The organism is Pseudomonas gebzensis (assembly GCF_034427815.1).
Lineage (GTDB): Bacteria > Pseudomonadota > Gammaproteobacteria > Pseudomonadales > Pseudomonadaceae > Aquipseudomonas.
The window spans coordinates 412,702-432,189 of the sequence record NZ_JAXQNS010000001.1; the positions used below are offsets into that span (position 1 = coordinate 412,702).

At 64.1% G+C, this 19,488-nt stretch carries 21 protein-coding genes and 1 pseudogene; 14 read left to right on the forward strand and 8 right to left on the reverse strand.

Annotated features, from left to right (window positions below; genetic code table 11):
* Nucleotides 1-13 precede the first annotated feature (13 nt).
* The gene (locus SJI00_RS01905; protein ID WP_322460062.1) at nt 14-322 is read left to right on the forward strand and encodes a DUF6555 family protein; all 309 of its coding nucleotides are present in this window, start codon (nt 14-16) and stop codon (nt 320-322) included.
* A gap of 258 nt (nt 323-580) precedes the next feature.
* On the opposite strand, the gene SJI00_RS01910 is transcribed toward SJI00_RS01905, so the two are convergent.
* The 4 genes from SJI00_RS01910 to SJI00_RS01925 are packed head-to-tail and all read right to left on the reverse strand — an operon-like array spanning nt 581 to nt 5,842.
* Entirely contained in the window at nt 581-2,068 is a 1,488-nt protein-coding gene (locus tag SJI00_RS01910; RefSeq protein WP_322460063.1) for a dihydrolipoyl dehydrogenase, read from the reverse strand.
* Nucleotides 2,069-2,070: 2 nt separating this feature from the next.
* Nucleotides 2,071-3,549, reverse strand: coding sequence for a dihydrolipoamide acetyltransferase family protein (locus SJI00_RS01915; protein ID WP_322460064.1), 1,479 nt, complete (start codon nt 3,547-3,549; stop codon nt 2,071-2,073).
* Complete coding sequence (locus tag SJI00_RS01920; RefSeq protein ID WP_322460065.1) at nt 3,550-4,608, reverse strand: alpha-ketoacid dehydrogenase subunit beta; 1,059 nt, start codon at nt 4,606-4,608, stop codon at nt 3,550-3,552.
* 1 nt (nt 4,609) lies between these two features.
* Nucleotides 4,610-5,842, reverse strand: coding sequence for a 3-methyl-2-oxobutanoate dehydrogenase (2-methylpropanoyl-transferring) subunit alpha (locus SJI00_RS01925; protein WP_322460066.1), 1,233 nt, complete (start codon nt 5,840-5,842; stop codon nt 4,610-4,612).
* Between the two features lie 197 nt (nt 5,843-6,039).
* Here SJI00_RS01925 and bkdR point away from each other — a divergent pair, with 197 nt between their 5' ends.
* The 3 genes and pseudogenes from bkdR to SJI00_RS01940 all read left to right on the forward strand — a co-directional run bounded on the left by bkdR (nt 6,040) and on the right by SJI00_RS01940 (nt 8,183).
* Nucleotides 6,040-6,525: a Bkd operon transcriptional regulator BkdR gene (bkdR, locus tag SJI00_RS01930; protein ID WP_312936017.1), complete on the forward strand. Its 486-nt coding sequence runs from the start codon at nt 6,040-6,042 to the stop codon at nt 6,523-6,525.
* Nucleotides 6,524-6,724 (forward strand): annotated as a pseudogene (locus SJI00_RS01935) (glutamine synthetase family protein); the annotation flags it as partial. The gene bkdR and the pseudogene SJI00_RS01935, both read left to right, overlap by 2 nt.
* Nucleotides 6,725-6,842: 118 nt before the next feature.
* Nucleotides 6,843-8,183, forward strand: a complete 1,341-nt coding sequence (locus SJI00_RS01940; RefSeq protein ID WP_322460067.1) for an MFS transporter — start codon at nt 6,843-6,845, stop codon at nt 8,181-8,183.
* A 220-nt stretch (nt 8,184-8,403) separates the two neighbouring features.
* Here SJI00_RS01940 and SJI00_RS01945 read toward each other — a convergent pair whose 3' ends face one another.
* From SJI00_RS01945 to flgA, 4 genes are all read right to left on the reverse strand, one after another.
* On the reverse strand, nt 8,404-9,147 hold the full coding sequence (locus SJI00_RS01945) for a flagellar brake protein (RefSeq protein WP_322460068.1): 744 nt from the start codon (nt 9,145-9,147) through the stop codon (nt 8,404-8,406).
* An 88-nt stretch (nt 9,148-9,235) separates the two neighbouring features.
* Nucleotides 9,236-9,703, reverse strand: a complete 468-nt coding sequence (locus SJI00_RS01950; RefSeq protein ID WP_322460069.1) for a flagella synthesis protein FlgN — start codon at nt 9,701-9,703, stop codon at nt 9,236-9,238.
* Nucleotides 9,704-9,747: 44 nt separating this feature from the next.
* Nucleotides 9,748-10,059 carry a flagellar biosynthesis anti-sigma factor FlgM gene (gene flgM, locus SJI00_RS01955; protein ID WP_322460070.1) on the reverse strand — a complete coding sequence of 104 codons (312 nt, stop codon included), beginning with the start codon at nt 10,057-10,059 and terminating at the stop codon, nt 9,748-9,750.
* Between the two features lie 152 nt (nt 10,060-10,211).
* Nucleotides 10,212-10,964, reverse strand: a complete 753-nt coding sequence (gene flgA, locus SJI00_RS01960) for a flagellar basal body P-ring formation chaperone FlgA (RefSeq protein ID WP_322460071.1) — start codon at nt 10,962-10,964, stop codon at nt 10,212-10,214.
* A 63-nt stretch (nt 10,965-11,027) separates the two neighbouring features.
* Here flgA and SJI00_RS01965 point away from each other — a divergent pair, with 63 nt between their 5' ends.
* The 10 genes from SJI00_RS01965 (at nt 11,028) to flgH (ending at nt 19,484) form a co-directional block, all read left to right on the forward strand.
* Nucleotides 11,028-11,957, forward strand: a complete 930-nt coding sequence (locus SJI00_RS01965) for a chemotaxis protein CheV (RefSeq protein WP_312936023.1) — start codon at nt 11,028-11,030, stop codon at nt 11,955-11,957.
* 51 nt (nt 11,958-12,008) lie between these two features.
* On the forward strand, nt 12,009-12,836 hold the full coding sequence (gene cheR, locus SJI00_RS01970; RefSeq protein WP_322460072.1) for a protein-glutamate O-methyltransferase CheR: 828 nt from the start codon (nt 12,009-12,011) through the stop codon (nt 12,834-12,836).
* 585 nt (nt 12,837-13,421) lie between these two features.
* The gene (gene flgB / locus SJI00_RS01975; protein WP_322460073.1) at nt 13,422-13,829 is read left to right on the forward strand and encodes a flagellar basal body rod protein FlgB; all 408 of its coding nucleotides are present in this window, start codon (nt 13,422-13,424) and stop codon (nt 13,827-13,829) included.
* Nucleotides 13,830-13,831: 2 nt separating this feature from the next.
* Nucleotides 13,832-14,272 (forward strand): flagellar basal body rod protein FlgC, encoded by a 441-nt coding sequence (gene flgC / locus SJI00_RS01980; RefSeq protein ID WP_322460074.1) that lies wholly within the window; start codon nt 13,832-13,834, stop codon nt 14,270-14,272.
* A gap of 13 nt (nt 14,273-14,285) precedes the next feature.
* Complete coding sequence (locus tag SJI00_RS01985) at nt 14,286-14,978, forward strand: flagellar hook assembly protein FlgD (protein ID WP_322460075.1); 693 nt, start codon at nt 14,286-14,288, stop codon at nt 14,976-14,978.
* A gap of 29 nt (nt 14,979-15,007) precedes the next feature.
* Nucleotides 15,008-16,327, forward strand: a complete 1,320-nt coding sequence (gene flgE, locus SJI00_RS01990; RefSeq protein WP_322460076.1) for a flagellar hook protein FlgE — start codon at nt 15,008-15,010, stop codon at nt 16,325-16,327.
* A 244-nt stretch (nt 16,328-16,571) separates the two neighbouring features.
* On the forward strand, nt 16,572-16,763 hold the full coding sequence (locus tag SJI00_RS01995; RefSeq protein WP_322460077.1) for a hypothetical protein: 192 nt from the start codon (nt 16,572-16,574) through the stop codon (nt 16,761-16,763).
* Between the two features lie 406 nt (nt 16,764-17,169).
* Nucleotides 17,170-17,910, forward strand: a complete 741-nt coding sequence (locus SJI00_RS02000) for a flagellar basal body rod protein FlgF (RefSeq protein WP_322460078.1) — start codon at nt 17,170-17,172, stop codon at nt 17,908-17,910.
* Nucleotides 17,911-17,958: 48 nt separating this feature from the next.
* Nucleotides 17,959-18,744 (forward strand): flagellar basal-body rod protein FlgG, encoded by a 786-nt coding sequence (gene flgG, locus SJI00_RS02005; protein ID WP_312936031.1) that lies wholly within the window; start codon nt 17,959-17,961, stop codon nt 18,742-18,744.
* A 44-nt stretch (nt 18,745-18,788) separates the two neighbouring features.
* Nucleotides 18,789-19,484 (forward strand): flagellar basal body L-ring protein FlgH, encoded by a 696-nt coding sequence (gene flgH, locus SJI00_RS02010; protein ID WP_322460079.1) that lies wholly within the window; start codon nt 18,789-18,791, stop codon nt 19,482-19,484.
* Nucleotides 19,485-19,488: the final 4 nt, after the last annotated feature.

Here is a 19,488-nt window from a genome sequence, read left to right on the forward strand (position 1 = left end):
TGGGGAGGCCGCAATGGCAGGTCAGCAACTGTATGTAATCGAATACGCGCTTCACGCGCAGCCGCGCACATTCATCATCCGTTTGGAACGCATGGACAATGCCCAAGCCTGGCATTGGGCAAGCTGCGATGCCGGGGTGGGGATCATTCCGCGCTTTGGCCAGCACACCATCAAGAAGGTCAGCCGGCCGATGGCCGAGCGCTATGGCATTACCGAGGTGAAATGGCGGGTCGCGGGCCAAGGCCCGGAATTCGTCGCGCCGCCGATCGATGTCACGCGCTTGGGTGGGGCCCGTTCTGAGGGCTGCGTAGGCAGTTCCTAGGGTCTGTCTGAAAGAGGTCTGCGCGAAGGCCACGCAACGCCGGTGGCGGCCCCGCGAAACGGGGCGAGCCAGCGCTGTGTACTGGAGTGCTTGAGCATTGCCTCGGGGACGCCTGGTCAGGGCCGCCCAGTCGAGACCGGCCTTCCGGCGCCGGTTCAACGCACAGGGCAAGTGCAGACCTGTTCACAGCGCCTGAGACAAGCCGTTTGCCACACAACACCCGCCCTGCGCGGGTGTTGTGCTGTTCAGGCCGGGGCATCAGATATGCAGCGCTTGCCCCAATGCACGCAGCGCTGCCTCTTGCACCGCTTCACCCAGGGTGGGGTGGGCGTGAATGGTGCCGGCGATGTCTTCCAGGCGCGCGCCCATTTCCAGTGACTGTGCGAACGCCGTGGACAACTCCGACACCGCCACCCCCACCGCTTGCCAGCCGACGATCAGGTGGTTGTCGCGGCGCGCCACCACGCGCACGAAGCCGCTGCGGCTTTCCAGGGTCATGGCCCGGCCATTGGCCGCGAACGGGAACTGCGCCACCAGGCAGTCCAGGCCCTGCTCGCGGGCATGCTCCGGTGTCAGCCCGGCAACGACCAACTCCGGATCGGTGAAACACACCGCCGCAATCGCCGCAGGCTCAAAACGCCGCGCATGGCCCGCAATCAGCTCAGCGACCATTTCGCCTTGCGCCATGGCCCGGTGCGCGAGCATCGGCTCGCCGGTCAGGTCGCCGATGGCCCAGACGTTGCGCATGCTGGTCTGGCAGCGGTCATCCACCGCCACCGCAGCGCCGTTCATCTGCAGTTGCAGCGACTCCAGGTTGAAGCCCTGACTGCGCGGGCGTCGGCCTACCGCCACCAGCACCCGGTCACAGGCCAGGCTCAAGGCCTCGCCGTCTGGGCTGCGCAGATCCAGGCCCTGCTCGCCTTGGCCCTCGACGCGATGGCCAAGGTAGGTGGCAATGCCCAGCGCCTTCATGGCTTCGACCACCGGCGCCGTCAGCTCGGCGTCGTAGCTGGGCAGCAGCCGCTCGCGAGCCTCCACCACGCTGACCTGCGCACCCAGCTTGCGGTAGGCGATACCCAGCTCCAGGCCGATGTAGCCGCCGCCGACCACCACCAGGTGCTCAGGGAGCGACTGGGGCGACAGGGCTTCGGTGGACGACACCACCTCGCGCCCCAGCGGCAGCGTGGGCCGCTCGGCGCTGTGAGATCGGGGGGGCTGCATCCGATGCTCTGCCGGCGACTGTGCCGATTCGGCGCCGCCAGAGGTCACCGCCGCGCTGCTCAGCGGCAGTGTAGGCAGCTCGACGCTGGTCGATCCGGTGGCTAGCAGCAGGTGCTCGCACTGAATGCGCTGTTCGCCCACTTGCACGGTCTTACCGTCGACGATCTGCGCCCAGCCCTGGATCACTTTGACCTTGTGCTTCTTCAGCAGTGCTGCCACGCCGCTGGTCAGGCGGTCGACGATGCCGTCTTTCCAGGCCACGCTCTGGCCGATGTCCAGCTGCGGCGTACTGACGCTGATGCCCAGGCCTGAACCTGTGGCATGGCGGCTGGCCTGATGAAACTGCTCAGCCACATGGATCAGTGCCTTGGACGGAATACAGCCGACGTTCAGGCAAGTGCCGCCCAGGGCCTGGCCCTCGACCAGCACCGTGGCAACGCCCAGTTGTCCGGCGCGAATGGCGGCGATGTAACCGCCGGGGCCACCGCCGATGATCAGCAGCGTGGTGTTCAAGGTGTCGGACATGCTCACTCCACGAACAGGCAGGCGGGTTGTTCGAGCAGGCCGCGCACGGCCTGGATGAACAGCGCGGCGTCCATGCCGTCGACCACGCGGTGATCGAACGAGCTGGACAGGTTCATCATCTTGCGGATCACGATCTGGCCATTGACCACCATCGGCCGCTCGACCATGCGGTTGACGCCGATGATCGCCACTTCGGGTGTGTTCACCACCGGCGTGCTGGCGATACCGCCCAGGGCGCCGAGGCTGGTCAGGGTGATGGTGGATCCCGACAGCTCTTCGCGCGCGGCCTTGTTGCTGCGCGCGGCCTGCGCCAGGCGGCTGATTTCGCTGGCGTTGCGCCACAGGCTGGCGGCTTCGGCATGGCGCAGTACCGGCACCATCAGGCCGTTGGCGCCCTGGGTGGCGATGCCGACGTGCACCGCGCCGTGGCGGGTGATGACGTGGGCCTCGTCGTCGTAGGTGGCGTTGATCTGCGGGAAGTCGCGCAGCGCCACGACCAGCGCGCGCACCAGGAACGGCAGCAAGGTCAGCTTGCCGCGCTGCTCGCCGTGCTGGCGGTTGAGTTGCTGGCGCAGGGCTTCGAGCTGGGTCATGTCGATTTCTTCGACGTAGCTGAAGTGCGCAACGCGGCGCTTGGCGTCCTGCATGCGCTGGGCGATCTTGCGGCGCAGGCCGATCACCGGAATCTGTTCGCTGTCGGTGCGGCGGGGCTGCCCGCTCTGGCCGTGGCTGGGCGCAAGCGCGTCGGAGCGCTGCGGTGCCTGCAGGAAGGCGTCAAGGTCTTCGTGCAGGATGCGCCCGGCCGGGCCGCTGCCGTGTACATAGCGCAGCTCGATACCGGCATCCAGCGCGCGCTTGCGCACGGCCGGGGAGGCAAGGGGCTTGTCACTGGCCTGGCGCGGCACGACCGGTGCCGCCGCGTGGCGTGATGCAGCGGTCGTGGCTGTGGCAGCGCCCGGCGAGCTGTCGTTGGCATGGCCTGCTGCGCCGGAAACGACTGGCTGACCGTGGGCAGCCGCTGCCCCGGCAGACGACCCAGCGATGGCCGTTGTCTCAGGGTTTGCGACCGCAGAAGACGAAACCGCATTCGGCGCCGCGTGAGCGGCGCGTGATCCATCGCCGCTGTGCGAGCCCAGGCTGTCTGCGGTGTGGGTGGCCTGCGACGCGCGCGTCGCGGCCTGCGTTGGTTGCGCGTCAGCCTGGCCCTGCGGCATGGGCGCATCGACATGGTTGCCGCTGCCTTGCACCTCGATCCGAATCAGCTCACTGCCCACCGCCATGACCTCGCCCGGCTGCCCGCCAAGCGCGATCACCGTGCCGTGGACCGGCGAGGGGATTTCCACCGTGGCCTTGTCGGTCATGACATCGGCCACCACCTGGTCTTCGCCGACCACATCGCCGACCTTGACGTACCACTCCACCAGCTCGACCTGGGCAATGCCTTCGCCGATGTCCGGCATCTTGATGACGTGCGTGCCCATTCAGGCCTCCATGACTTTTTTCAATGCTGCGCCCACCCGCGACGGGCCTGGGAAATACGCCCATTCCTGGGCATGTGGGTAGGGCGTGTCCCATCCGGTGACGCGCTCGATCGGCGCCTCCAGGTGGTGGAAGCAGTGCTCTTGCACCAGCGCGATCAGCTCGGCGCCAAAACCGCAGGTGCGCGTGGCTTCATGCACCACCACGCAGCGCCCGGTCTTTTTGACCGACGCGACGATAGCGTCCAGGTCCAGCGGCCACAGGCTGCGCAGGTCGATCACTTCGGCGTCCACGGCGCTTTCCTCGGCGGCCACCTGGGCCACGTAGACCGTGGTGCCGTAGGTCAGCACGGTGACGTCATTGCCGGGGCGGGTGATCACCGCTTTGTCTAGCGGCACCTTGTAGTAGCCGTCCGGCACCGCGCTTTGCGGGTGCTTGGACCACGGCGTTACCGGGCGATCGTGGTGGCCGTCGAACGGGCCGTTGTAGAGGCGCTTGGGTTCGAGAAAGATCACCGGGTCATCGCATTCGATCGAGGCGATCAGCAAGCCTTTTGCGTCATAGGGGTTGGACGGCATCACCGTGCGCAAGCCGCAGACCTGGGTGAAGGTCGCTTCCGGGCTCTGGCTGTGCGTCTGGCCGCCGTAGATGCCACCGCCGCAGGGCATGCGCAGGGTCAACGGAGAAATGAACTCGCCGGCCGAGCGATAGCGCAGGCGGGCCATCTCGGACACGATCTGGTCATAGGCCGGGTACACATAGTCGGCGAACTGGATTTCCACCACTGGGCGCAGACCATAAGCGCCCATGCCCACGGCGGTGCCGACGATGCCGCATTCGGAAATCGGCGCATCGAACACGCGTGAAGTGCCGTATTTGCGCTGTAGCCCTTCGGTGCAGCGGAACACGCCGCCGAAGTAACCGACGTCTTGGCCGTAGATGACCACGTCGTGGTCCCGTTCGAGCATGATGTCCATGGCCGAGCGCAGGGCCTGGATCATGGTCATGGTGGTTGTGGCGGTGGCGGTTTCCGGCGTGATGGTGCTGGTGTGATCGTTCATCTCAGACCCCCAGTTGCTGGCGCTGACGGCGCAGGTGATCGGGCATGTCCTTGTACACATCCTCGAACATCGAGGCGGCGCTGGGGATCTGGCCATTGGCGAGGGTGCCGTACTGCTCGGCCTGCTTCTGCGCGGCGATGACTTCGGCTTCCAGTTGCGCACTCACGGCGCTGTGTTCTTCTTCGCTCCAGTGGCCGCTGGCAACCAGGTGCTGCTTGAGCCGGGCAATCGGGTCACCGAGCGGGAAGTGGCGCCATTCATCGGCGGGGCGGTATTTGGAGGGGTCGTCGGAAGTGGAGTGCGGGCCGGCGCGGTAGGTCACCCACTCGATCAGGGTCGGACCGAGGCCGCGGCGGGCACGCTCGGCGGCCCAGCGCGAGGCGGCGTAGACCGCGATGAAGTCGTTGCCGTCAACCCGCAAGGAGGCGATGCCGCAGCCCACGCCTCGGCCCGCGAAGGTGCTGGCCTCACCGCCGGCGATGGCCTGGAAGGTGGAAATCGCCCATTGGTTGTTGACCACGTTGAGGATCACCGGTGCGCGGTAGACATGGGCGAAGGTCAGGGCGTTGTGGAAGTCCGATTCGGCCGTGGCGCCGTCACCGATCCAGGCCGAGGCAATCTTGGTGTCGCCCTTGATCGCCGAGGCCATGGCCCAGCCGACCGCCTGCACGAACTGTGTGGCGAGGTTGCCGCTGATGGTGAAGAAACCGGCCTCGCGCACCGAGTACATGATCGGCAACTGGCGGCCCTTGAGCGGGTCGCGCTCGTTCGACAGCAACTGGCAGATCATCTCCACCAGCGACACGTCGCGGGCCATCAGGATGCTCTGCTGGCGGTAGGTGGGGAAGCACATGTCGGTGCGATTGAGCGCCAGGGCCTGGGCGCTGCCGATGGCTTCCTCGCCCAGGCTCTGCATGTAGAACGACATCTTTTTCTGGCGCTGGGCGATCACCATGCGGCTGTCGAAGATGCGCGTTTTCAGCATTGCCCGCAGGCCGCGGCGCAGCAGTTGCGGGTCGATGTCGTCGGCCCACGGGCCCAGGGCGTTGCCCTCGCCATCGAGCACGCGGATCAGGCCGGTGCACAAATCGCCGGTATCGGCCGCTTCTACATCGATTGGGGGTTTGCGCACCTGGCCGGCATCGCTCAGGTGCAGGTACGAAAAATCAGTCTGGCAGCCGGGCCGGCCGGTGGGCTCGGGCACGTGCAGCCGCAGGGGGGCGTACTCGTTCATGCTTGTCTACGCTCGCTCGGGTCATTGTTTTTGTGAGCTATGCAGCGATCTGGCCGGCCTGCCCCAGGGCAGGGCGAGCCAGCATGGGTTATAGGGTAGAAGTTCGGCCGCAGAATTTTTCTCTGATGTTCGTTGCCTTTCGCCTACGGCGCAGATAAACATTCCTCACAACCATAAAAACCCGGTGAATTTGTCTCATGCGCAAACTCGATCGCACCGATATCGGCATTCTCAACAGCCTTCAGGAAAATGCCCGCATCACCAACGCCGAGCTGGCCCGCTCGGTGAACCTCTCGCCCACCCCGTGTTTCAACCGCGTGCGGGCCATGGAAGAGTCGGGGCTGATTCGCCAGCAAGTCACGCTGCTGTCACCTGAAGTGCTGGGGCTGGACGTCAATGTGTTCATCCACGTCAGTCTGGAAAAACAGGTGGAGCAGTCGCTGCACCGTTTCGAAGAAGAAATCGCCGAGCGCGCCGAGGTGATGGAGTGCTACCTGATGACGGGCGATCCGGACTACCTGCTGCGCGTGCTGCTGCCGAGCATCCAGGCCCTGGAGCGTTTTCTCGACTACCTCACGCGCCTGCCGGGGGTGGCCAACATCCGTTCCAGCTTTGCCCTCAAGCAGGTGCGCTACAAGACCGCGCTGCCGCTGCCGGCCAATGGCCTGACCTTGCGTGAATGAATTCGGTGTGCCGGCGCACCTGCAATTGCGCTGCACCTTGCACGCCACCGTGCAGCGGCTGGGCGACAGCGTATTGGCACGGGAACTGTTCGGCGCCTGGTTCATCGAAGGCTTTGTTGCCACCAAGACCCTCGAACTGACCGATTTCCTCAACGAAATCACTCCATGGGAACGCCGCGTACTCGCCGCCCAGGCCTGATCACGACAGGACCATGATTCGCCGCACCGCCTCGGGGCTACTGCCTGGGGCGATGCACCCCAGCGGGGGTATGCTGGCCCGCTGTACTCCACCTGATCCGGGAGCCCGCCAGGGACGTATGCGCACTATCTGGAAGTCGTTTCGCTCGTTGTATTTCGCCGCGCTGATGATGTTGATCGGCTCAGGTCTGCTCAGTACCTACCTGGCCTTGCGCCTGGCGGCCGACGAGGCCGACAGCCTGTGGGCCGGTGCGCTGATGGCGGCCAACTATTTCGGCCTGGCCGTCGGCGGCAAGGTGGGCCACCGGCTGATCGCCCGGGTCGGCCATATTCGTGCGTACGCAACCTGCGCCGGCATCGTCGGGGCGGCGGTGCTCGGCCATGGCCTGACCGATTGGCTGCCAGCGTGGGTCGGGCTGCGCATGGTGGTGGGCCTGGGCATGATGTGCCAGTACATGGTGCTTGAGAGTTGGCTCAACGAACAAGCCGATGCCAAGCAGCGTGGAGCGGTGTTCAGCTGTTACATGATCGCTTCCTACCTGGGCCTGGTGTTGGGCCAGTTGATTCTGGTGGTACACCCCCAGCTTGGCCTGGAGCTGCTGATGCTGGTCGCCATGTGCTTTGCCCTGTGCCTGGTGCCGGTGGCCATGACCCGGCGTATTCACCCCGCGCCCCTGCACCCGGCGCCAATGGACCCGTTGTTCTTCATCAAGCGTGTGCCGCAGTCGTTGTCGACCGTGCTGGGCGCGGGTCTGATCGTGGGTGCGTTCTACGGTCTGGCGCCGCTGTATGCCTCCAGCCAGGGTCTGAGTACCGAGCAGATCGGTCTGTTCATGGGCTGCTGCATCTTTGCCGGCCTGGTGGTGCAGTGGCCGTTGGGCTGGTTGTCCGACCGCTACGACCGGGCCTTGCTGATCCGCATCGTGGCCTGCGGGCTGGCAGTCGCTGCGCTGCCCCTGGCGATTTTTCCATCGGTGCCGCTGGAGTTGCTGTTTGGCATGGGCTTTGCGATTTCCCTGCTGCAGTTCGGGCTCTACCCACTGGCCGTGGCGTTTTCCAACGACCACGTCGAGAGCGAACGCCGGGTGTCGTTGACGGCCATGTTGCTGGTCACCTATGGCGTGGGCGCCAGCATCGGGCCGCTGGCCGCCGGTGTGCTGATGAAGCTGTTCGGTGCTCAGATGCTCTATGCCTTCTTCGCCTTCTTCGCCTTGGTACTGGTGTGGCGTATTCGTCCGCAGGCGGTGACCGGCCTGCATCAGGTGGACGACGCGCCACTGAGCCACGTGGCCATGCCAGCGGCCGGCTCGCCACTGTCGGCGGCACTTGACCCTCGGGTCGACGAGCAGACCGTGCAGGACGTGATGCACGCGCCGGTGGCGGCGGAGGATACCGAGGCGGAGGACGAAGAGGTGCAGCAAGCCCAAGCGTCGGCCGAGCAAGAAGTGGCCAAGCCGTAGGGGTGCTGACGGGGTGCTGCTGAACCCATGAGATTGTGAGCATTGGGTCCGCGTTGCGCGCCATCGCGGCACTCCAGCGCGCCGAACCACTAGGCACCTGGATAAAGCCGGCTACGCCGGCCCGGTTCAGGCGGCACCGGCCCACCTGAGTCGACGCGGTAGCAGCGCCAGCCCAGGCACCCCTGCCAGGTCTGGCCAAGGCCAGACGAGCTGACCTGCCCTAGTAATCGTCTTGATCGAACCGACGCGCTTCGCGCTGCAGCTGGTAGACAAAGCTCTCGATGCGCCGCTGCGCCTGCCCGGTGAGGTTGTGGAAGCGCACGCCGGCAAAGGTGGTGTTGATGCGTTCTTCATAGTGCAGGTGACGCAGCTCCACCATCACATCGTTCAACCCCAGCGGTGGCCCTGCTTTCATCCGCTCATACACCTGGCCCAGTTGCAGACGGGTTTCCACATTGCCCTCAAAGCGCAGTTTGCAGCCGGTGGCGGAGATGTCGAGCAGCTTGCCGCGCAGCGGACCGTCGCCGCGCAGGTGCTTGCCGTCGACCACGATGTCCACCAGTTGCGACAGCTTCAGCGCGGCGCGGAAGGCGTTGCGGCGCTGGTGATAGGTGATTTCCGTGGGCAGCGGGCCGCGGTAGCAACGGTGGCCGTCGACCTCGGTGATGGTCAGGGCGTGGTTGCACTCCCAGGCCACGCGCACCCCGTCGTGAAATCCTTCGATGCGAAACGGCTCGCCGTTCTCGATGAAGCGTTCGCCATCGCGCGGCATCAGCTCGTCCAGCGCAAGCACATCGCTGTCTTTGTCGACATGCACCACATAGCTCTGAAAGCGCTGGCTGCGCTCGGGAAAGGTCAGAATCAGGGGGTCGTGGCTGTCGAGCAATTGGCGCAGGTTGGCATTGATCTCCAGAGGTGTGGACAGCACCTTCGGCGGCTGCGGAGCATCGGCGTCGTTGAACACAGGTAAACAATCTCCAGGCAAAAAGCATCACATCCAGGTCGCGGCATTTTGCCAGTATGGAGGGCGGCTTGATAGGGCTAATCGCAGGTCAGACCTGGCTGAGCGCTCGGCGTCGGGCCATGGGCGAGGTGCCCCCGCGGCTGTCATACAAGGATGGGGATTCACCACCCATCAGGATGCGCACCTGATTGCTGGTGATGTGCTGCTGAACCTGGATGATCCGGCCGTTGCTTTCGTTGACCTGCTGGCAGGCATCGAGCAGCCCGCTGAGCACATCCAGCCGCTGCATCAGCACCTCGCCCTGCGAAGACTGCGCGGCCAAGGCCTGAACCCCGTCGCGGTCGGCGGGCAAGCCGAGTTCGGCGAGCAGCTGGGCGCGGCGCCGGCCGTGTTGTTCAAGCAGCACGATCAGCGACTGCTTGCGCGCCAGGATCGTCTCCAACAGTGCCATGTCGCGCCCGTGCAGGGCCACGGCCTCGCTTTGCAGCAAGTCGAGCAGCTCCTGGGTCGGCGCGATGTCGTCTTCAATGAGGTGCAGCAAAGTCGTGTCGTGCATGACTAACCCTAACGTTGGCGTCCGTGAAAGTCAGCGCAGCAGGCTCAGCGCTGATTTTCGAAGTCGAGCATCTTGCCAGCCACGCGACCGGCATCGACCTGGTAGCTGCCATCGGCGATGGCCTGCTTCAGTTGCGCCACGCGGGCGCTGTCGACCACCGGCTGTTGGCCCAGCTTGTCGGTGATGTTCTTCAACTGCTGAGCCTCCTGGCTGAGGTGAACCGTCTCGCCGCTGGCGCTGGCCGGTTTCGCCTCGGCACCACTGGCAGGCTTTTCAGCGGCGCTGGTGGCAGTGATACTGCGGGCCCCGCCGCTCACGGCGGGCGGATTGTTCAAACGGCTGAAATCAATGACCATGATCGGAAACCTCTAGGGATATGGACGCTTGCCTTGTTTTCGACCATTCCCGGCAAAACTTTAGGCGCAAATGCGCAGCCGCCCATCGGCTGGCCACGGGTGTGCAGTGCCTCACAGTTTAGGAAAACCCCTGGTTCACCGCCAGCCTTATCCTACATGGCCACTTCCACTTGCCCCGGCGCTGTGACGCGCGCCTTGATCACCCGCTTGGAATTGAGGTTGCGCACCCGAATCTGCTCGGCCAGGCCCCCCTTGCTCAACGCCTCGCCCGGCATGCGCACACTCAAGCTGCCGCTGCGGGCAATGATCACCACATGATCGCCCTTGCGGATCAGCTCAGCCTGCTCCAGGTGCTGCGGCGTCAGCACCTGGTCGATCACCGTAGGGCGCAGCAGCTTCATGCCCACCACCTGGTCCAGCTCGGTGATGAAGCCCTGATTGAGGGTGCCGACATCGCGCTCGCGCACCGCCACGTCACCTTCACCCACCACGCTGTCGCGCCGCAGCGGGCGCACCATCACCACCACCTCGCGGTACAGTTTGACCGTGGCCGGGACGAACACCGTCCACGGCCCGCTGCCTGCGCAACGTACCCGCACGGTCACCCGGCCGAGCGGTTGTGCGGGGCTTTCCAGCGTGGCGTCGAGGTCCTGGCTGCACAACGGCATGCGCAGGCGTGGGTCGAGCGGATTGACCGAAATCTCGTAACGGCCCGGGGTCTGCGTGGTGGCGAGATAATCCTCCACGGCGAACTCAAGAAATCCCTGCGTTACGCCGATAAGCTGTTCAGGCGAGGTAAACGCCTGCGCCAGCACCTTGGCGCCCGGTGCCCACAGGCACAGAGCCGCCAGCAGGGTGCTCAGCAGTCGCGTCAGTCGTCGGAAATTTGTCGTTTTCATGTGCATGACGCTCAAAAAAGCAAAGCCCGTGCCGACTTGGTAGCAGGGCAACAGGAAGAGGAGTCGGGCATGGCGGGTGTAATGGATTCGGTCAACCAGCGCACACAGCTGGTGGGGCAGAATCGTCTTGAGCTGCTGCTGTTTCGCTTGAATGGCGCACAGCTATACGGGATCAACGTGTTCAAGGTGCGCGAGGTGCTGCAATGCCCGCCCTTGACCGTGTTACCCAAATCCCACCGGGTGGTGCGTGGCGTGGCCAATATTCGTGGGGCGACCATCCCGATCCTTGACCTGTCCATGGCCACCGGGCTGCCGGGCTTGCAGGAAGAGCTCTGCAACAGCTTCGTGATCATCACCGAATACAACACCAAGACGCAGGGATTCCTGGTCCATTCGGTGGAACGCATCGTCAACATGAACTGGGAAGAGATCCATCCGCCACCCCGTGGGACCGGCCGCGATCACTACCTGACCGCTGTCACTCGGGTGGACGACAAGATGGTCGAGATCATCGACGTCGAGAAAGTGCTGGCCGAAGTGGCGCCGACCTCCGAGTCGATCTCCGAAGGCGTGATCGATGCCGAGGTGCAGGACAAGGCCGTGATGCTGCGCGTGCTCACCGTCGATGATTCCTCGGTGGCACGCAAGCAGGTCAGCCGCTGCCTGCAGACGGTGGGCGTGGAAGTCATCGCGCTCAACGACGGGCGCCAGGCGCTCGACTACCTGCACAAGATGCTCGACGAGGGCAAGCATCCGGAAGAAGAGTTCCTGATGATGATCTCGGACATCGAGATGCCGGAAATGGACGGCTACACGCTGACTGCCGCGATTCGCAGCGATCCGCGCATGCAAAAGCTGCACATCGTCCTGCATACTTCGCTGTCCGGGGTGTTCAACCAGGCGATGGTGAAGAAGGTCGGTGCGGATGATTTTCTCGCCAAGTTCAGGCCCGATGACCTCGCCCAGCGCGTGGTCGACCGGATCAAGGCGACGCACTGAAATGCCCGGGAGCTCGCTCCCGGTTTCCACGATTGAAAAGAGGCGGCAACAGTGTCTACGGCGACTACCGATTTTGAACAGTTCAGGGTTTTCCTGGAAAAAGCCTGTGGCATCTTGTTGGGTGACAACAAGCAATACCTGGTTTCCAGCCGTCTCAACAAACTCATGGAGCAGCAAGGCATCAAGTCGCTGAGCGAGTTGACCCAGCGCATCCAGACCCAACCGCGCAGCGGCCTGCGCGAGCAAGTGGTCGATGCCATGACCACCAACGAAACCCTGTGGTTTCGCGACAGCTACCCTTTTGAAGTGATGAAGAACCGGGTCATTCCCGAGTTCATCAAGAACAATCCCGGGCAGCGACTGCGCATCTGGTCGGCGGCGTGTTCGTCGGGCCAGGAGCCGTATTCGCTGTCGATGACCATCGATGAGTTCGAGCGCAGCAACCTGGGCCAGTTGAAAATGGGTTCGCAGATCGTGGCCACCGACTTGTCCAGCCTGATGCTGAACAACTGCCGCACCGGCGAATACGACAGCCTGGCCATTGCCCGCGGCCTGTCGCCAGATCGCCTGCAGCGCTACTTCGACAGCAAAGGGGCAGGGCGCTTTGCGGTCAAGCCGCCGATTCGCAGCCGCGTCGAGTTCCGCTCGTTCAACCTGCTCGACAGCTATGCCGCGCTGGGCAAGTTCGACGTGGTGTTCTGCCGCAATGTGCTGATCTACTTCTCCGCCCAGGTGAAGAAGGACATCCTGATGCGCATCCACGGCACCTTGAAGCCGGGCGGCTACCTGTTCCTCGGCGCCTCCGAAGCGCTGAACGGGTTGCCGGATCACTACCAGATGGTGCAATGCAGCCCGGGCATCATCTACCAGGCCAAATAAACCACGGTGCCCCCTGGTGCTCAGGGAGCGAACCCGCTCTGCGCGACCCGCCATGGCGCGTGATGAAGTGGAACGCATCCGTAGGATCGAGCTCGCTCGCGAAAAACGCCCAGGCACCGCGTTCCGCCGGGCGTTCGCGTCCATCGTTGACGTCCATCGCGAGCACGCTCGCTCATACGGCGTGGCTTGAGCCGCGGCAGTTCACTCGGCCCGCAGCTCGCGAAAAAAGCCCAGGCACCGCGTTCCGCCGGGCGTTCGCGTCATCGTTGACGTCCATCGCGAGCACGCTCGCTCTTACAGAATGGGCCGGAGCCGCGGCAGCCTGTGGGAGACGGCCGGACAGGTCGATCGCGCATGGCACCAGTGCCGTCAAAAATCCGCTATGCACCTGGCCCCTGCCGACCGATTAACCGTGGATTTGCCGCCTTCTGCCGCCGAGCCGGCAGGCTTTTGCCGCTTTTCTGGCAAGCCGGCAGCGAGCGACCTGCTGTAACCCTATGGTTCTCAAGGCTTTTGCCACTCTGGCACAACCCTTGCTATCTCTGGCTCATACGATCTTCGGCCAACCCTCGCAGGTTTCCTGATATGAGCATCAACTTCGACAAGGCGCTCGGCATTCATCAGCAGGCGATGAATTTTCGCGCCCAACGCGCTGAGGTGTTGGCCAACAACATCACCAACGCCGACACCCCCAACTACAAAGCGCGCGACCTGGATTTCTCATCGGTGCTCGCCGCCGAGGCGCAGAAGCAGAACAACGGCAATTTTGCCCTGAATCGCACCAACGGCCGGCACATCGAAGCCGAGGGCTTGTCTGGCGGCGATGAAGCGCTCAAGTACCGGATTCCGACCCAGCCGTCGATTGACCAGAACACCGTCGATGCGCAGATGGAGCAATCCAACTACGCGCAGAACGCCCTCGACTTCCAGGCCAGCTTCACGCTGCTCAACAGCAAGTTCAAAGGGCTGGTATCGGCCCTGCGAGGAGAGTGACCATGTCCCTTGCCAACGTCTTCAACATTGCCGGCAGCGGCATGAGCGCGCAGAACACCCGCCTCAACACCGTCGCCTCGAACATCGCCAACGCCGAGACCGTCTCGTCGAGCATCGATCAGACCTACCGCGCCCGCCACCCGGTGTTCGCCACCACCTTCGAGCAGGCAAGCGGCACCGGCCAATCGCTGTTCGAGGACCAGGGCCAGGCCGGGCAGGGCGTGCAGGTCAAAGGTATCGTCGAGGACCAGAGCGAGCTGCAGGCCCGTTACGAGCCCAGCCATCCGGCGGCGAACAAAGACGGCTACGTCTACTACCCGAACGTCAACGTGGTGCAGGAAATGGCCGACATGATTTCGGCCAGCCGCTCGTTCCAGACCAACGCCGAGTTGATGAACACGGCCAAGACCATGATGCAGAAAGTGCTGACGCTGGGTCAGTGATCAGGAAATCGACATGACGACGACTAACGCAACCGGCCCGGCCTACCTCACTTCACTGCAGCAGCAGACCGACAGCACCAAGAGCAACACCGGCGCGGCCGGCAGTGCCTTGGGCAAGGACGCGTTCCTCAAGCTGCTGGCCACTCAGATGCAGCATCAGAACCCGCTCGATCCGCAGGACAACGGCGAGTTCGTCGCCCAGCTGGCGCAGTTCAGCAGCCTTGAAGGGATCCAGACGCTCAATGGCTCGGTGAACAGCATTCTTCAGGGCTTCCAATCGTCCACTGCGCTGCAGGCGTCTTCCCTGGTGGGGCGCAACGTGGTGGTGCAGACCGACAAGGCCAGCCTCGATGCCGGCAAAGATCTCAAAGGCTCGGTCAACCTCAGCGGCTCCAGTGCTGCGGTCCAGGTGGATGTGTACAACGCTTCGGGCGATCTGGTGCGCAGCGTCGACATGGGTAGCCGCGCAGGCGGTGTGGCCGACTTCACCTGGGATGGCCTGGACAACCAGGGCGAGGCGGTAGCGTCGGGCGTGTACACGTTCAAGGCCACAGCAGACATCAAAGGCACGTCCACGGCCATGACCACCAATCTGCCAGCCCAGGTCAACAGCGTGACCATGGGCACCAATGGCGGCGAAATGATGTTGAACCTGGCAGGCATGGGCAGTGTGGCCCTGTCGAAAGTCCAAATGATCGGAATCTGAGGGCCGACCCCGTCGGCAGGAGTGAATACATGTCTTTCAATATCGGACTGAGCGGGCTGTACGCAGCCAACAAGGCCCTCAACGTCACCGGCAACAACATTGCCAACTCGGCCACTACCGGCTTCAAGTCCTCGCGCGCCGAGTTCGCTGACCAGTACGCCGCTTCGGTGCGCGGTACCAGCGGCCGCACCCAGGTCGGCAGCGGTGTGCGTACCGATGCGGTGTCGCAGATGTTCACCACCGGCAACATCGTGGGCACCGGCAAAAGCCTGGACCTGGCCATCGACGGCAACGGTTTCTTCGCCATGAACGACAATGGCTCGCGCATCTATACCCGCGCGGGTGCTTTCTATAGCGACAAAGACGGCATGGTCGTCAATGCCTCCGGGGCCAAGCTGCAAGGCTACCCGGTCGATGAAGACGGCAATGTGGTGCGCGGCGCCCTGGCTGACCTGAAGATCGACACCGCCAACCTGGCGCCCAAGCCGACTTCCAAGGTGAGCGAGACCCTCAACCTCAACTCCACCGCCACCACGCCGAAAGTGACGCCGTTCGATCCGGCCAACGTCGACAGCTACAACCACACCTTCAACACCGACCTGTACGACAGCCAGGGCAACCTGCACCAGCTGAACCAGTATTTTGTGCGCGACACGGCCAGCAACAGCTGGACCATGTACAGCACGGTCAACGGTCGCAACCCGGCCGATCCGACCAACACCACACCGTTGGTCAACACCTTGCAGTTCAAGTCCGATGGTTCGCTCGATACCGCTTCGATGAACGCGGGCCCGGTCGCCGGTGGCATGAGCATCGCAGCTGACAAGACCTTCCAGATGACCAGCTGGGTGCCCGGTCAGAAGACTGCAACCGGTGACTGGGTCAGCAACGGTGCGACCGCCAGTGCCAAGGGTGTGAGCCTGGATATGCTGGCGACCACGCAGTACAACGCTGCCTCGGCAACGACCGCCAAGAGCCAGGACGGGTACTCCACCGGCGAGCTGACCGGCTTGACCGTGGACCAGAGCGGCATCATGTTCGCCAACTTCACCAACGGCCGCGACAAGGTCATTGGCCAGGTAGCATTGGCCAGCTTCGCCAACGTTCAGGGCCTGACCCCGGTTGGTGGCACCGCCTGGAAAGAGTCGTACGGGTCGGGCGTGCCCGTGGTCGGCGAGCCGGACACCGGCACCTTCGGCAAGATGGCAGGCGGTTCGCTGGAAGACTCCAACGTCGACCTGACGGGCGAGCTGGTGAACCTGATCAAGGCGCAGAGCAACTACCAGGCCAACGCCAAGACCGTGTCCACCGAAAGCACCATCTTGCAGACCCTCATTCAGATGACCTGATGAGGTGATCTGCTGACAGGCGGCCGGACGGATCGTTGTCGGGCCGCCTCTTTGCGTGAGATCGGGTGGGCCGATGCAGGGCGGCGCTGTGGCCCTTGGCGGTGGAGTCGCTCCCCAGGGCGTAGCCTGGTGGCGGTACGCGCGCTGTAGGAGCGGCTCCAGCCGCGATCCAAGGCGCAGCCTTGGCAACCCAGGCAGCCCGATCTTCGCAGGTGCATCCCCTCTAACACGCCGGATCGCTCCCATGCACAAACGCCTCACCCTCAGCGCACTGCTCCTGCTGCTCGCGCACACTGCGATCGACGCTGCCCCCGCGCCGTTCCAGCTCTGGCAGAGCAAGCTCACCGGCCGCTACCAATGCAGCCAGCACCTGCCTGGCGAAGGCTGGGTATGGCATGCCGGCCCGTTCAACAACGCAGGTTGCCGCAACCGCTAGCGCCAGGGCCGTGGCCATGACGCGCTCGCCAGCCCCGTTGGCATTGCGCGCACGGGGCAGCCAGGCGCAACGCCGCTCGGCGCACCGGGTTGTACGCAATCGGCAGCAACGACCGCCTCGCGTGATCCAGGCGCGACGCCCCCTCGCAGTGGTGGCCCCGATTCAAACCCATGCACGCCCCTGTGCCCCCTCCAGCAATACCTGCGCGCACGCGTTTGCCAAGGCTCCACGGCAATCCTTTCGCCCGGTTCCCCGGCTTGCGGCAAAACCTTGCCGGCAAACTGACGCGAGCTCCGGTCATTTCCCCTGAAAGCCCCATGAACAGGGGCTTTTACAAAGCTGGTTCGATAATTGCTTCAGCGAGCCTGACGCGACAACGTTCCGCTGCCCGCACAGAGGATTTTCCGTGGACAAGATGCTTTACGTGGCCATGACCGGTGCCAGCCAGAATGCCCTGGCGCAACAGGCGCACGCCAACAACCTGGCGAACATTTCCACCAACGGTTTTCACCGCGACCTGGAGCAGGCGCGCTCGATGCCGGTGTTTGGCGACAGCTTTCCGTCACGTGCTTACGCCATGACCGAACGCCCGGCCACTGACTTCACCCCCGGCGCCATGGTCGAGACGGGCCGTGACCTCGACGTCAGCGTGTCCGGCCCAGGCTTCATGGCCGTACAGGCCCCGGATGGCAGCGAAGCCTATGTGCGCACCGGTAGCCTCAACATCGACGCCCTCGGTGTGCTGCGTGCTGGCAACGGCATGCCGGTGCTGGGCAATGGCGGCCCGATCGCCGTGCCGCCGGAGCAGAAGATCGAAGTCGGCGACGACGGCACCATCAGCATTCGTGGCCTGGGCGAAGACCCGCGGGTCATGGCGGTGGTCGACCGCCTGAAACTGGTCAACCCCGACACCAAGGGCATGGTCAAGGGCCTGGACGGGCTGATCCACACCAGCAGCGGCCAGGCCGCCGACGCCGATGTGAACGTGCGCGTGGTGTCGGGCTTTCTCGAGTCGAGCAACGTCAATGCCGTTGAAGAAATGGCTTCGATGCTCTCGCTGTCCCGGCAATTTGAATTGCACATCAAGATGATGACCGCGGCCAAGGAAGGCGATGAAGCCATGGCGCGGGTTTTGCAAATCGGCTGATAACACTTGAACGCGTGCCGAAAAACCGGCGCACGAGGAGAACACTAGATGCTTCCAGCACTATGGGTCGCCAAGACCGGGCTGTCCGCCCAGGACACCAACCTGGCCGTCGTCTCGAACAACCTGGCCAACGTCTCGACCACCGGTTTCAAACGTGACCGCGCCGAATTCCAGGACCTGCTCTATCAGGTCAAGCGCCAGCCTGGTGCCCAGTCGACCCAGGACAGCGAGCTGCCGTCGGGTCTGCAGGTCGGTACCGGTGTGCGCGTGGTCGGCACGCAGAAAAGCTTCACCGCCGGCAGCCTGCAGACCACCGAGAACCCGCTGGACATGGCCGTGAACGGTCGCGGCTTCTTCCAGGTGCTGCAGCCTGATGGCACGGTGTCTTACACCCGTGACGGCACGTTCCATCTCAATTCCGATGGCCAGATCGTCACCGCCAACGGTTTCGCTCTGGAGCCGGCCGTGGTCGTGCCCAATGACGCGCAGACCTTCACCGTCGGCCAGGACGGCACCGTGTCGATCACCACCGCCGGCAACGCCGCGTCGCAGGTGATCGGCAACATCCAGACCGCCGACTTCATCAACCCGGCGGGCTTGCAGGCCATCGGCAACAACCTGTTCCTGGAAACCGCTGCCAGTGGCGCGCCGCAAGTGGGCACGCCGGGCCTCAACGGCCTGGGCACCACCCAGCAGATGACCCTGGAGAACTCCAACGTCAGCACCGTCGAAGAGCTGGTGAACATGATCACCACCCAGCGTGCCTACGAGATGAACTCGAAAGTCATCTCCACCGCCGACAAGATGCTCTCGTTCGTGACCCAACAGCTTTGATCCCTCGTCCGTTCCTGCGCCTGTTACACCGTGAGGTAAGCGTCATGAGTCGTCTGTTGTCCGTGGTTGCCCTGGGGGGCGTGGTACTGCTGACCGGGTGCGTGGCACCGGCGGCCAAGCCGAACGATCCGTACTATGCGCCGGTGCTGCCGCGCACTCCGCTGCCAGCGGCGGCCAACAACGGCTCGATCTATCAGGCCGGGTTCGAGCAGAACCTGTACACCGACCGCAAGGCGTTCCGGGTCGGTGACATCATCACCATCACCCTCAACGAGCGCACCTCGGCGAGCAAGAACGCCGGTTCGCAGATCGCCAAGAACAGCAAGGCCAACCTTGGCCTGACCTCGCTGTTCGGCGGCTCGGCCACCACCAACAACCCGTTTGGCGGCGGCGACCTGTCACTGAGCGCCGGCTACAACGGCGACCGCACCACCAAGGGCGACAGCAAGGCCAACCAGGGCAACACGCTGACCGGCTCGGTCACGGTCACGGTCGCCGACGTGCTGCCCAACGGCATCATCGCCGTGCGCGGCGAAAAGTGGCTGACGCTCAATACCGGTGATGAACTGGTGCGCATTGCCGGCCTGATCCGCGCCGACGACATCGCCACCGACAACACCGTGCCGTCCACACGGGTGGCCGATGCGCGCATCACCTACTCGGGCACCGGCTCCTTCGCCGATGCCAGCCAGCCCGGTTGGTTGGACCGCTTCTTCCTCAGCCCGCTCTGGCCCTTCTGAGAAC